Raw genomic sequence first — 13,323 nt, forward strand, 5'->3', positions numbered from 1 at the left:
TGATGATCACCGAAGCGCAGCTGATGGCGAAGTACCAGCAGCTGGCGGGTCGTTGAGATTCAGAGCAGCGGAGGCAGGGGGATTTCCACGTCGTTTACGGTGAGTACCAGATCCTCCATCCGGCCATCCATGACCAGGCGCTCACCGTTCTGAACCAGCAGGCCCTGTTTGATCAATGGCGCCACCTGCATACGCACGGCGGGATAGTCTTCCGCAAGGGCAACCGGCATGCTGAAATTCACACTCCCGGTCAGCGCCTGCATGACCATCAACATGTTGTCACGCTGTTGATCGGAGAGCTCCGGATGGCTGATGTCCAGTGAGCCGGTAACTTCCCCTTCAGGCGTTGCCAGACTGAGCTCCCGGATCCCCATGGAAAACCCTTCGGCAGCAAGACTGCGGAGCGCTTCGTTAAAACGCTGCATCACCGCCATCTGTTGTTCAAACGCGGCCCTCGGGTCGTCCCCGGCGCTCAACGCCAATGACTGCATATCCGCCATGGCGCCACTGAAGTCATTCCAGCTGGCCACATCCAGATTCTCCAACGCTACTTCCAGCCGATGCGGCCCAAAGGCCTGATCCGCCAGAGCGGCCGATTCCAGTGACAGGGTAACCCTCGAGTCCAGGCGCTCGCCGTTCTGGCTGGCATCACTGGCGCTTTCAAGCGACATCCCGATCAGGGTCATTGCCGGGGCCTGAGCCCCCTGCAAGGTCAGGCTATCCACGGTCATCACACCAGAGCCGGTCCAGATATCCCCCACCAGCCATTCCATGCTCTGTTCCATATGGACGTTATCAATCGTCACATCCATTTTCGGATCGCTGAGCCGGATCGCCGGCCAGACCACCAACAAGTCTGCCGCTTCACCAAGACGCCCGACATCAATCCGCACCAGACCGCCACTGCTCTGAAGGGCCGTTTCCCGCTCCGGGTTATCAATGTTCATCACCGGCGCTTCCAGCTCAAGCGTGGCACTGCCCCAAAGGCGGGTTTCCAGCGTCAGACTGGGCTCATCGTCCGGAAACCAGTCAGCGCCTTCGGGCTGCCAACCCTGGCGCGGCCGGAAATCCATCAGGCTGCCAGTGACACCATGGGACACCTGGATTTCGATCGCTATGGTATGAGAATCACCGGTTTCAGGATCTCTCAGGGTCACGGTAGCGGACACCTCGGACCCAAGCACCCCACGACGATACTGCTCGGTCTCAAAGTTCAGAAAGGGCTGGGCCCGGTTTACTTCCAGCGTTGCTTCACGCCAGTGCTGCTCGGTGACATAGCCCACACCCCAGGGAGCACCGCCAGCCACCAGCAGTACGGCCAGACCGGCCAGCGTCCATTTTTTCAGTTTCAAGGTATCCGTCCTGTGATTTTTTCGGTGCCGGCCCGCCGGCCTCAGTTAGGTTTGCCGGTCAGGCGTTCCAGCAGGACCAGCTGTGATGCCAGTCGCTCTTCGCCTTCCCCGGGCTGATTCTGAATGTAACTGCCATCGGGCTGCAACACCCAGGCCTGGCAATTGTCCGCCAGATAGGTATCCAGATCTTCCCGCAGGCGGGCAATCAGGGCGGGTTCCTCAACCGGGAATGCGGTTTCGACCCGGTGCAGCAGATTGCGCTCCATGCCATCGGCGCTGGAACAATACACCTCGGGCCGGCCGCTATTACCGAAATAGTACACTCTCGTGTGCTCCAGGAAGCGCCCGATCACCGAGCGCACCCGAATGTTGTCCGAAAGCCCCGGTACTTCCGGCCGCAGGCAGCATATGCCGCGGATGATCAGATCTATCTTGACCCCGACCTGTGAGGCCCGATACAAGGCCTTGATCATCTGCGGCTCGGTCAGGGCATTGAACTTGAAGATAATCCGCCCCTTCTCACCGTAACTGGCCTCCCGTTCAATCAGACTGATCAAACGGTTGTGCAGGGTAAATGGCGCGTGAAACAGCTTCTTGATCTTCAGGGCCTTGCCCATGCCGGTCAACTGCTGGAACAGCTTGTTGACATCATCGCCAATGGACTCGTCGCAGGTCATGAAACTGTAGTCGGTGTACAGGCGTGCGTTCCCGGCATGGTAGTTACCGGTGCCCAAATGCACGTAGCGCCGCAGGCGGCCTTCTTCCCGACGGACAATCAGGATCATCTTGGCGTGGGTTTTGTACCCGACCACACCGTAAACCACGATCACGCCAGCTTCCTGCAGCCGACTGGCCAGCTCCAGGTTCTCGGCCTCGCTGAAACGGGCTCTCAATTCGATAACCGCCGTCACTTCCTTGCCGCGACGCGCAGCATCGGCCAGGGCCTCGACAATTTCCGAATCGGCACCGGTACGATAGAGCGTCTGGCGAATGGCCAGCACCTGAGGGTCCTTGGCCGCCTGGCGCAACAGATCTACCACCGGGCTGAAGTTTTCATAGGGATGCAACAGCAACAGTGGCCGCTTTCGGATCGCATCGAACATGGATTCCTTGCTGCGAATCTGGCGCGGAATCGACGGTGAGAAGCTGGAATAGGTCAGGTCCGGCCGGTCCACCAGACCACCCACCGCCATCAGGCGGGTCAGGTTCACCGGGCCATGGACCTGGTAAAGATCCCGCTCGGTCAGGCCAAATTCCCGCAGCAGGAACTGCACCAGCTCCTCCGGACAGTTATCCGCCACCTCAAGACGAACGCCATCACCGAACCGGCGGCTCAGCAGCTCGCCGCGCAGGGCCGAGGCCAGGTCTTCCAGATCGTCTTCCAGCTCAAGGTCCGCGTTCCGGGTCAGCCGGAACTGATAGCAACCCTTCACTTCCATACCCGGGAACAGCTCATCAGCGTGGGCGTGGATCATCGAAGACAGGAACACCAGATTATCACCGCCGTTGCACACCTCATCCGGCAAACGCACCAGGCGCGGCAGGGAGCGAGGCGCTGGCACGATCGCCATCCCGGTCTCGCGACCAAAGGCATCCTTGCCGTCCAGCTCGACGATGAAGTTCAGGCTCTTGTTCACCAGGCGGGGGAACGGGTGTGACGGATCCAGCCCGATCGGGCTGACCACCGGCAGAATTTCCTCGTCAAAGTAATTACGTACCCACTCGGCCTGGGCCGGCGTCCACTCACGGCGTCGGACAAAGTGGATGTTCTCCTGCTCCAGCTCCGGAATCAGGACATTATTGAGAATATCGTACTGCTCATGAATATAGTCGTGGGCAACGCGGCTGATCTCCGCCAGCACCTGTTCCGGTAGCATGCCGTCGACACCCACGGTTTCGCGGCCATACTTCATCTGCTGGCGCAGACCCGCCACCCGGATTTCAAAGAACTCGTCCATGTTGCTGCTGAAAATGCAGCAGAAGATCAAACGGTTGATCAGAGGATGCGTGGTATCCAGCGCCTGCTTCAACACCCGGTAATTGAACTGCAGCTGGCTCAGTTCGCGGTTGAAGTAGTTCTCGCTGGCATCCAGATTCACTTCTTCACCAACGGGAGGAAGATCCACCGGCGCCGGGACGCTCTGTTCACTGCCTGTCTCTGTCACGGTTTCGCTTGTCATTGCTCTTTATATCCATCGTTGAGGCGGGCTTCGGCCACCAGCCGCTGCCCGGTTATGATCGCTGTCGCTCCCGCATCAGTCTGGCGGCGCGCACGGCGAAATAGGTCAGAATGCCATCGGCACCGGCACGGCGCATGGCCATCAGGCTCTCCATCATGACCGCATCGCCATCCAGCCAGCCGTTTTGCGCCGCTGCCATGTGCATGGCGTATTCGCCACTGACCTGATACACAAACGTTGGTACCTGCAGTTCGGTTTTCACCCGGCGCACGATATCCAGATAGGGCATACCGGGCTTGATCATCACCATATCAGCACCTTCAGCCAGATCCATGGCCACCTCATGAATGGCCTCATCACTGTTGGCCGGGTCCATCTGATAGGTCGCTTTGTTTCCCTTGCCCAGGTTGGCAGCCGAGCCGACCGCATCCCGGAACGGCCCGTAATAACTGGACGCATACTTGGCAGAGTAGGCCAGAATCCGGGTATTCACATAGCCGGCCCCTTCCAGAGCCTCACGAATGGCCGCCACCCGACCATCCATCATGTCGGACGGTGCCACCACATCGGCACCGGCATCGGCATGGGACAGCGCCTGATTGACCAGGGCTTCCACCGTAACATCGTTCAGTACATAGCCATCGTTGTCGATAATGCCGTCCTGCCCGTGGGTGGTGAACGGGTCCAGTGCCACATCGGTAATCACACCCAGTTCCGGATGCGCCTTTTTCAGGGCACGAACCGCCCGCTGGGCCAGGCCATCAGAATCCCACGCGCCGGAGCCGGACAGGTTCTTTTTCTCCGCCGGCACTACCGGGAACAGCGCCACGGCGGGAATACCCAGCTCTACCAGTTCCGCCGCCTGCTCCACCAGCAGATCGACGCTAAGGCGCTCGACACCCGGCATGGAGGGTACGGATTCACGCTGATTCTCGCCTTCAAGCACAAACACCGGGAAAATCAGGTTATCGGGTGACAACTGGTTCTCCCGAACCAGACGACGGGAAAAATCACTGGCACGATTGCGACGCAAACGGGTGAACGGATAGGCTCGACTGGAGTGCGCAAGACGCGGCTTCGACACGGATAACCTCCTGAACATGGATGGCCTTGGAAAGTGATGACATCATACACCCCAGAAGCCGCCCGTTGCAGGCCTGAGCCGAGTGTGCCGTTGACAGATGACAAAGAGATGACAGAAAAACAGAGTTGCCGGGGCAACGGAAGCCGCTGCCCGGCGAGGAAACGCCATCAGAGGGAACGGTTGTTGAACCCGATCTCCACCTTGCGCGGGGTATCAGAACGGAAGGTGGTGTCCACCTCCTGTATCTTTCCGCCGCCTTGCAGGAAGGCCTCAATATCTGCCTGCAACTGGGCCCGAACCCGGGCACGGCCGGCAATGGAATGGTTATCGTCGCTGTCGCTGGTCCAGTTGCTGGACTGCTCCAGATTGCTTTCGTCGAATTCACTCATGGCTTATCTCCATCAACGAAAACAGCTTTACGGGTGGCCAGATGCTCTGGAAGACGCACCCCGTCTCGACTGCCGGCCATCTGACGGCCCGTCTTGGCGTCTTTATAATCTGCTTTCACGACCGACGCTATTTCCTGACAACCACTTTTTTGTAATTTTTTGTAACTGGAGATAACCCATTGTTTTAAAAGATCAGATAACAGCCCTTTAACGGCACACATAATTGACACAAAGAATGAATATTGATTCAATGCTTGCAAGGAGCCGGCATGGCCTACCGCGAAACTGAAAAAATGCGCCAGCGCAAAGCCGAAGCGCGGAAAAAGATCATTGAATGCACCTGGGAGTGCGTATCCGAAGGCGGGTTCCGCAGCGCGCGCATTACCCGCATCGCGGGACTGGCCGGCGTTGCCACTGGCACCATCTACCGCCACTTCGAGTCACGGGAGGACCTGTTTGCGGAAATCTTTCGCCTGGCCACCCAACGTGAAGTCGACAAGGTCGCCGAAGCACTCGCGGTAGACGGTAGTGCGGTTGAACGCCTGGACAACGCTCTGCGTCAGTTCGCCCGCCGGGCACTGAAAGGCCCGATGAAAGCCTGGGCACTGATTGCCGAGCCGGTAGACCCGAAAGTCGAAGAAGAGCGACTGGTATACCGCAAAGCCTACGCCAACCTGTTTGAACAAGCGATCCGGAGCGGCATAACCGAGGGCTGCATACCGGATCAGGATGCCCGCCTTACCAGCACCTGCCTGGTTGGCGCCATCTCGGAATCCCTGGTAGGGCCGCTGTCACCGACCCAGACAGAAACACCACCGGGACACGACAACAACGAAGATGAGCTGGTCGACACCATCGTTTGCTTTTGCCTACGGGGGTTAACCGGCACCAGGAGCTAACCATGAACAGCCCGCAGCGCAAGACCGAGTCCAACGCCGACAGCCACTATCTGTCAGCCACTCACGAGGTCATCAACCAGCCCCGACCGCTGGAAAACTATAACCTCTACGAACAGGACAGCGCGCTCCGGGAAGCCGTATTGCGAGAAGGCGCCGGCCACGCCAGCGAAGACCTCAGCCGCTTCGGCGCCTGGGCCGGCAAGGCCGACACCATCGAGCTGGGCAACCTGGCGAACGCCAACAAACCCAGCTTCCGTACCCACGACCGCTACGGCCACCGGGTAGACGAAGTCACCTTCCACCCTGCCTACCATGAACTCATGCGCGTGGCCTTGGAAAACGGCCTGCACAGCTCCCCCTGGACCAACCCGGGCAAAGGCGCCCACGTGGCCCGGGCCGCCAAGTATTACCTGCACTCCCAGGTGGAAGCCGCTCACTGTTGCCCGGTCACCATGACCTTCGCGGCCATCCCATCCATCCAGAACCAGCCAGACCTGGCCAAACTCTGGGCCCCGAAAATCCTGGCCAACGAATACGACAGCCGCAACGTGCCAGACGGCGACAAAACCTCCGTCACCATCGGCATGGCCATGACCGAAAAACAGGGTGGCAGCGACGTGCGCGCCAACACCACCGTGGCCTACCCGACAGGCCAGGAAGGTCCCGGACAGGCCTACGAACTGGTCGGCCACAAATGGTTCGTTTCCGCCCCCATGTGCGACGCCTTCCTGGTACTGGCCCAGACCACCAATGGCCTGTCCTGCTTCCTGATGCCCAGATGGCGCCCGGATGGCAGCAAGAACCCCTGGCAGGTACAGCAACTCAAGAACAAAATGGGTAACGTTGCCAACGCCTCCAGCGAAGTGGAAATCCGCGGTGCACTTGCATGGATGGTGGGCGAGGAAGGCCGCGGCGTCAGAACCATCATTGAAATGGTCGCCATGACCCGCTTCGACTGCATGATTGGCAGCGCCGCCGGCATGCGCCAGGCCGTGGCACAGGCGACACACCACTGCCACAACCGCAGCGCCTTCGGCGCCACCCTCAGCGATCAGCCGCTGATGCAAAACGTCCTGGCCGACCTGATCATCGAAAACGAAGCCGCCCTCGCCTACACCATGCGCGTCGCACGGGCCATGGACAACCAGAACAACGAACACGAACGCCTGCTGGCCCGCCTGGCCACCCCCGTCGGCAAATACTGGATCTGCAAACGCACCCCCAACCACGCCTACGAAGCCATGGAATGCATCGGCGGCAGCGGCGTGATGGAAGACTGCATCATGCCCCGCCTGTTCCGGGAATCGCCGGTCAACGCCATCTGGGAAGGCAGCGGCAACGTCCAGTGCCTGGACACCCTGCGCGCCCTGCAGAAAGAACCAGAAACCCTCGACGCCTTCTTCAAAGAAGCGGCCGAAGCCCGTGGCACCGACCGCCGCTTCGACCAGTATCTGGCACAACTGCAACACGACTTCGCCGACATCAGCGATTTCCAGTACCGGGCCCGCAACCTGGTCGATCGCATGGCCCTGGCCATGCAGGGCTCCCTGTTGCTGCGCTTTGGCGACAAAGACGTCGCCGACGCATTCTGCGCCTCCCGCCTGCAAAGCGGCGGTGGCATGAACTACGGCAACCTGCCTTCTGGCACCAACCCGGCGGCGATTATCAAACGGGGGACGCCTGTAGTAGGCTGAGGATACAGCCCCTGGGTAGGCAAACGACGTACACAACTTTGTTTTGCTAGAACAGTCCAGGAGACTCCCCGAACAATGCCCGAGAGCAGGCGGGGATTGGCTTTCCAAAAATTTGCGGAGCCATGGATGGCGGAGCAGAAGCGCCACATGGATGTGCCGAAGGAGCGTTTTTTGGAAAGCCAATCCCTGCCTGCTCAGGCACCGAAGCTGGAAAAACAGATGTCAGAAGCCCTGAGAAAACTGCTGAAAGAAGGCAAAACCCCACAACAGCACCAGGATATTACCCCCCACGTAGGCGTCCTCACCCTGCACTTCCAGCTCTACGGCTGCGAAGACCTGAAAGCCAAACGCAAAGCCTTCACCGCCATGAAGGCCATCTGGGGCAGAGAACCCGACCTCGCCGTCGCCGAAACCGCCGACCAGGAAGCCCTCGACTGTGCCACCTGGACCATCGCCGCCCTCGGCGCCAGCGCCCAGCAGATCACCCAGCGCCTCGATCAGGTCGAAAAAGACATCCAGGACCGCATCGACGCCGCCATCCTGGATGTGCACCGGGAAATCCTCTAACCCGGACCAGTGGCCCGTCAGGCATGGCGTCATTGCCTGACAGGTCTTATACTACGCAGCCTCAGGGAACCAATGCCCCGCTTGGCGGCTGGCAGACATTTTCGCAACCGGGCCACGCCCGGCTCCATCCGACGGGTTTCCGGAACCAACCCATCGGATACCACTGAATGTGTGTGGTGCTATGACCGGAAAGAAAAAATCCGCCCAGGCCTCATTAGAGGCAATGTATCGCGTGTTCACGGTGCCCGAAGCGCCGGAGTCGACCCTGAGCCGGATCGACCAGGACATCTCCCGCAACCTGGCCGGATTCCTGCAGGAGCACATCGTCGCCATCGAACGGGACCTGTCCGAAGTCGAGAAAGACTTCTCCGACTACGTCATCCCGGAGAAACCCGTTTTTGTCTCCGAGCAGACCCAGTTCCTGCTCGACAAACTGGTGGCCAACTCCGTTCATACCGCGTCACCCGCCTTCATCGGCCACATGACCTCCGCACTGCCCTACTTCATGTTGCCGCTGTCAAAGATCATGATTGCCCTGAACCAGAACCTGGTGAAAACCGAAACCTCCAAGGCGTTCACCCCCATGGAGCGCCAGGTACTCGGGCAGATACACCGGCTGGTGTACCAGGAAGACGGTTCTTTCTACCGGAAATGGATGCACGACCCCCGGCATGCGCTGGGCGCCATGTGCTCGGGCGGCACGGTCGCCAACCTTACCGCCCTGTGGGTAGCTCGCAATCGCGCCTTCCCGGCCGAAGGCAGCTTCCGCGGCCTGCACGAAGAAGGCCTGTTCCGCGCCCTGAAATACTACGGCCATGAAGGCGCCGCCATCGTCGTCTCCAAACGCGGCCACTACTCCCTGCGCAAAGCCGCCGATGTCCTCGGCCTTGGCCGGGATGCCCTGGTGCCGGTGGAAACCGACGAATTCAACCGCATCCAGACCGACGCCCTGCGCGACAAATGCCTGGAGCTGCAGAAACAGAAAATCAAAGTCATGGCCATCTGCGGCGTGGCCGGCACCACCGAAACCGGCAACGTCGACCCGCTGGACGCCATGGCCGACATCGCCCGGGAATTCGGCGCCCACTTCCACGTCGACGCCGCCTGGGGTGGGCCAACTCTTTTCTCCCGCACCCACAAACACCTGCTACGCGGCATCGAGAAAGCCGACTCGGTCACCTTCGACGCCCACAAACAGCTCTACGTACCCATGGGCGCCGGCCTGGTGGTCTTCAAGGATCCCAGTCTGGCCAGCGCGGTAGAACACCACGCCCAGTACATCATCCGGAAAGGTTCCCGGGACCTCGGCAGCACCACCCTGGAAGGCTCGCGCCCGGGCATGGCCATGCTGATCCACTCAGGCCTGAAAATCCTCGCCAGAGAAGGCTACGAAATTCTCATCGACCAGGGCATCGACAAAGCCAAAACCTTTGCCAACATGATCGATGAACAACCGGATTTTGAACTGGTCACCCGCCCGGAACTGAACATACTGACCTACCGCTATTGCCCGGAAGATGTACGCCAGGCACTGGCCATGGCCGATGAGCTGCAGGCAGAAAAGATGAATACCTGCCTGAACCGCATCACCAAGTTCATCCAGAAAACCCAACGGGAACGCGGCAAAGCATTCGTCTCCCGAACCCGACTGGAGCCAGCCCGTTACTATCACTTCCCGTGCATTGTGTTCCGGGTGGTTCTGGCCAACCCGTTAACAACGCCGGATATTCTGGAAGATATTCTCAGGGAGCAAAGGGAACTGTCGAAGGAAGATGGGATTGCCGATGAAATCGGCATCCTGCACCAGATGGCTGCGGCGGTTTTGAAGCAGAACCAGAAAGAGGCCAGGCAGGCCTGAACTTAGCGAAGCCGCTTCAAAGCTTTGGGGTGGGGCTTGTGGGAGCCCCAACCTACTCCAAAGCCAGAATCAGTAAAGCGCCTCTTCGTCATCCAGCACCTCGTGCAGGATTTCCAGAAACATCTTGTCGGCCTCACTCCAGCTCTCCGGAATCCGGATCGTGGTATTGGCACTGATCTCACGAGCCATCAGCTCATCGGCATTGGCCTCGCCCTTGTACTTGCGGGCAATCTCCATGGATTTCACGGCAATCGTCGGATCGCTCATCACTTTCTTGATGAACACCCGCAACTCTTCAATCATCCGCGCCTGACGGCTCTCGACAGATGAACTCATGTTGTACTCCCCGAATATGGATAGCGACAGGCCACGCCTGCCGGATGCATTGCCTATAGTATGGACAAAGCGCGGGGCCATCACCAGCCCCGCACGACGGTCAGACCATCAGGCCACGCAGGGTAAAGAACAGGAACGCCGCCATAATCGCTGACGCCGGCACGGTAATGATCCAGGCCGCGGCAATCTTCACCAGATGGGAGCGCTTGACCATCTCCTCACGGTATATCTTCTTCAGGCGCTTGCGCTCCGACTTGGACAAAGGCACCTGCTGCTTTTTCTTCTTCGCCTGCTTCAGCAGCTTCTCCATTTCCTCCACAGAGGCATTACGAAAATCATCCAGGAACGGCTTGAGGCGCTCCTGATCGGTCGGGTCATGCTGTTCGATGATTTTGTGCAACTGGGTCGCGTAGTTGGATTTCAGGTACTCACGCAGGAAGCCGACACCGAAAACGCCGCCAATGGCAATGTGGGTGGAACTGACCGGCAGGCCAAGCTGGGAAGCCAGAATCACCGTCAGTGCCGCAGACAGTGCAATACAGAAAGCCCGGGTCTTATCCAGCTCAGTAATCTCGGTACCCACGGTTTTAATCAGGCGCGGGCCGAACAGCATCAACCCGACCGCCAGCCCCAGAGCACCTACCAGCATCACCCAAAGCGGGATCTGCGCTGAGGTAACCACACCACCACCGGCCTGAATGGCATCATTGATGGCCGCCAAAGGGCCAATGGCGTTGGCCACGTCGTTGGCGCCGTGGGCAAAGCTCAGCAGGGCCGCGGCGAAGATCAACGGCCAGGTGAACAGGGTATTCACACCCTTAGCGCTGTTTTCCATGGTCGAGGCCTTGCGACCCACGAGGGTGCGCATCACAAAGAACACCACACCCGCCACAACCAGGCCGATCACCGAGGCTTCCACCATATCCACTTTGACGATCTTCTTGACGCCCTTGATCATCAGATAGGTGGCAAAGGCCCAGGCCATAATCGCCACCAGCCAGGGTACAAAGGTACGGGCAGAGGACACCAGATTCTGGCGATACAGTACGGTTTTCTTGATCGCGAACAGGAACAGCGCCGCCAGGGCACCACCCAGAACCGGCGAAATCACCCAGCTGGCGGCAATCTTGCCCATCACGACCCAATCCGCAATGGCCCAGCCCCCGGCCGCAATACCGGCCCCCAGGACGCCGCCAACGATAGAGTGGGTAGTTGAGACCGGCGCGCCCATCCAGGTAGCCAGGTTCAGCCACAGGGCGCCCGCCAGCAAAGCCGCCGTCATTAACCAGACAAACGCACGCGGATCTTCCAGAGTGGTCGGATCGATAATCCCACCTTTGATGGTCGACACCACATCACCGCCGGCAATCAACGCTCCCGCGGCTTCAAATACAGCGGCCAGAAGCACTGCCGCACCCAGAGACAGGGCGCCGGACCCGACCGCGGGCCCGACATTGTTGGCCACATCGTTGGCGCCGATGTTGATTGCCATATAGCCACCAATGACCGCAGCGGCCATCAATAACATGGCGTTAGGCAGGCCCTGGCTGAAGGAGCCAACCACAAGCCAGACACAAAGAAGGAAAAGTACGCTAAATCCGACCCTGTACCGTTCCGTGGAGGGGCTGGTGAGAAGGTTATCCAGAAAGCTGCTGGAACGGGCCATACCAATTGATTCTCTTGTCTTGTGGACAGAAGGGGGTTCGGCAGTATTCGCCGGGGGCAAACTATAAATTTTTTGCCATCAAATTGAAACAAATCCCGATTGACGGCCCCCTTCACAATCCTGATAGTTAATGCTGCAATTCAGATGGTTTTTGACGCATAATTCCGAAAAATATGTCAAAAAGAACAACAGTTAATGATAAATGCCAGCCAAATCCAGTCCAGCGAGCATGAAGAGCTTCAGATCTCCCGGCTGCTCAATGGCCTGTCAGCCATGGCGGTCCTGTTCCTGGCCGGTATCGGGGCCAAGGCCTGGTATGCCGAGCACTATATGCACGCCTGGGTGCTCTGGGCATTTGTTGTTCCAATAGTCGCCAATATAGGCTGGTACGCCTGGCGCCGGGATCGAACGGTACAGAAAAGGGGCCTGCTGGTTATTGTTGGCCTGCTATTTACCTACCTGATTGCCTCCGGCGGCGAGGGCAACACGGGCCCACTCTGGTTCTATGTGTTCCCACCGCTGCTGTTCTACCTGACCAGCCTCAAGGGTGGCACCGCCATCCTGCTGTTCTGCTACCTGCTGGCCGTCCTGGTTTTTCAGTTTCCCAATATCCCCGGCGTCAGTGCCGAATACAGCACTGACTTCAAGATCCGTTTCTTCGCCACACTTACCTTCGAGTCGATCTTCTGTTTCGTGCTGGAGGCCGGACGTTTACGAGCCCGCAACAAACTGGTGGCACTGGCTCAGGCCCACGAACACGCCGCCCGCACTGACGAACTGACCGGGCTGGCCAACCGGCGGGACATGCAGAGTCGGCTGAACACCGAATTCTCGCGGTTCGAGCGCTCCGGCCATCATTTTTCTGTTGTGCTGATCGATCTGGATCTGTTCAAACGCATTAACGATGATTTCGGCCATGATGCCGGCGACGAGGTCTTGCGCCAGTTCGCCGATCTGGTCCGGCAAATGGTTCGCCAGTCGGATGTGGCTGCCCGCTGGGGCGGCGAAGAGTTTCTGCTTCTACTGCCCGACACCACCTTGTTGCAGGCCCTCACACTGGCTGAGCGCCTGCGCGCCGAAGTGGCGGCCACCCGTTTTCACCACCGGGAACAGACCCTGCCGGTCACCATCAGTGCCGGGGTATGCTCGATTTCCAAATCCGGATCGATCAACGAACTACTCAAGCAAGCAGATGTGCAGCTCTACAACGCCAAGGAGAGCGGCCGGAATCGAATTTCACCCCGGGTAAGGAGCCAGGACGCCGGCCCCAGCCCACAGACGCCGGCTTGAGCCGAACC

Annotated in this window: 12 protein-coding genes; 5 read left to right on the top strand and 7 right to left on the bottom strand. The window is 59.2% G+C overall.

Going from position 1 to position 13,323, the window contains the following annotated elements; all coding sequences use genetic code 11:
• Nucleotides 1-59 precede the first annotated feature (59 nt).
• From ACF8YQ_RS16530 to ACF8YQ_RS16550, 5 genes are all read right to left on the bottom strand, one after another.
• Nucleotides 60-1,352 (bottom strand): DUF945 family protein, encoded by a 1,293-nt coding sequence (locus ACF8YQ_RS16530; protein WP_396622033.1) that lies wholly within the window; start codon nt 1,350-1,352, stop codon nt 60-62.
• A gap of 41 nt (nt 1,353-1,393) precedes the next feature.
• The gene (gene ppk1 / locus ACF8YQ_RS16535; protein ID WP_396622034.1) at nt 1,394-3,532 is read right to left on the bottom strand and encodes a polyphosphate kinase 1; all 2,139 of its coding nucleotides are present in this window, start codon (nt 3,530-3,532) and stop codon (nt 1,394-1,396) included.
• Nucleotides 3,533-3,584: 52 nt separating this feature from the next.
• Nucleotides 3,585-4,634, bottom strand: coding sequence for a porphobilinogen synthase (gene hemB / locus ACF8YQ_RS16540; protein ID WP_049756904.1), 1,050 nt, complete (start codon nt 4,632-4,634; stop codon nt 3,585-3,587).
• Between the two features lie 149 nt (nt 4,635-4,783).
• A complete protein-coding gene (locus ACF8YQ_RS16545; RefSeq protein WP_011786988.1) occupies nt 4,784-5,005 on the bottom strand; it encodes a hypothetical protein in 222 nt (73 codons plus the stop codon).
• Entirely contained in the window at nt 5,002-5,265 is a 264-nt protein-coding gene (locus ACF8YQ_RS16550) for a hypothetical protein (protein WP_396622035.1), read from the bottom strand. Before ACF8YQ_RS16550 ends, ACF8YQ_RS16545 begins: the two co-directional genes overlap by 4 nt.
• 9 nt (nt 5,266-5,274) lie before the next feature.
• Here ACF8YQ_RS16550 and ACF8YQ_RS16555 point away from each other — a divergent pair, with 9 nt between their 5' ends.
• The 4 genes from ACF8YQ_RS16555 to panP all read left to right on the top strand — a co-directional run bounded on the left by ACF8YQ_RS16555 (nt 5,275) and on the right by panP (nt 10,023).
• Complete coding sequence (locus ACF8YQ_RS16555) at nt 5,275-5,904, top strand: TetR/AcrR family transcriptional regulator (protein WP_011786990.1); 630 nt, start codon at nt 5,275-5,277, stop codon at nt 5,902-5,904.
• Nucleotides 5,905-5,906: 2 nt separating this feature from the next.
• Nucleotides 5,907-7,598, top strand: coding sequence for an isovaleryl-CoA dehydrogenase (locus ACF8YQ_RS16560; RefSeq protein ID WP_396622036.1), 1,692 nt, complete (start codon nt 5,907-5,909; stop codon nt 7,596-7,598).
• A 126-nt stretch (nt 7,599-7,724) separates the two neighbouring features.
• The gene (locus tag ACF8YQ_RS16565; RefSeq protein ID WP_396622037.1) at nt 7,725-8,165 is read left to right on the top strand and encodes a DUF503 domain-containing protein; all 441 of its coding nucleotides are present in this window, start codon (nt 7,725-7,727) and stop codon (nt 8,163-8,165) included.
• A 181-nt stretch (nt 8,166-8,346) separates the two neighbouring features.
• Nucleotides 8,347-10,023 carry a pyridoxal-dependent aspartate 1-decarboxylase PanP gene (gene panP / locus ACF8YQ_RS16570; protein WP_396622038.1) on the top strand — a complete coding sequence of 559 codons (1,677 nt, stop codon included), beginning with the start codon at nt 8,347-8,349 and terminating at the stop codon, nt 10,021-10,023.
• Between the two features lie 69 nt (nt 10,024-10,092).
• Here the strand turns inward: panP and ACF8YQ_RS16575 are convergent, their stop codons facing one another.
• Nucleotides 10,093-10,359, bottom strand: coding sequence for a hypothetical protein (locus ACF8YQ_RS16575; protein ID WP_031210303.1), 267 nt, complete (start codon nt 10,357-10,359; stop codon nt 10,093-10,095).
• A gap of 100 nt (nt 10,360-10,459) precedes the next feature.
• Nucleotides 10,460-12,025, bottom strand: a complete 1,566-nt coding sequence (locus ACF8YQ_RS16580) for an inorganic phosphate transporter (RefSeq protein WP_396622039.1) — start codon at nt 12,023-12,025, stop codon at nt 10,460-10,462.
• A 195-nt stretch (nt 12,026-12,220) separates the two neighbouring features.
• On the opposite strand from ACF8YQ_RS16580, the gene ACF8YQ_RS16585 reads away from it, so the two are divergent.
• A complete protein-coding gene (locus ACF8YQ_RS16585; protein ID WP_396622040.1) occupies nt 12,221-13,315 on the top strand; it encodes a GGDEF domain-containing protein in 1,095 nt (364 codons plus the stop codon).
• The last annotated feature ends 8 nt before the right edge of the window (nt 13,316-13,323 follow it).

This window comes from Marinobacter sp. W-8, assembly GCF_044342215.1.
Classification (GTDB): domain Bacteria; phylum Pseudomonadota; class Gammaproteobacteria; order Pseudomonadales; family Oleiphilaceae; genus Marinobacter; species Marinobacter nauticus.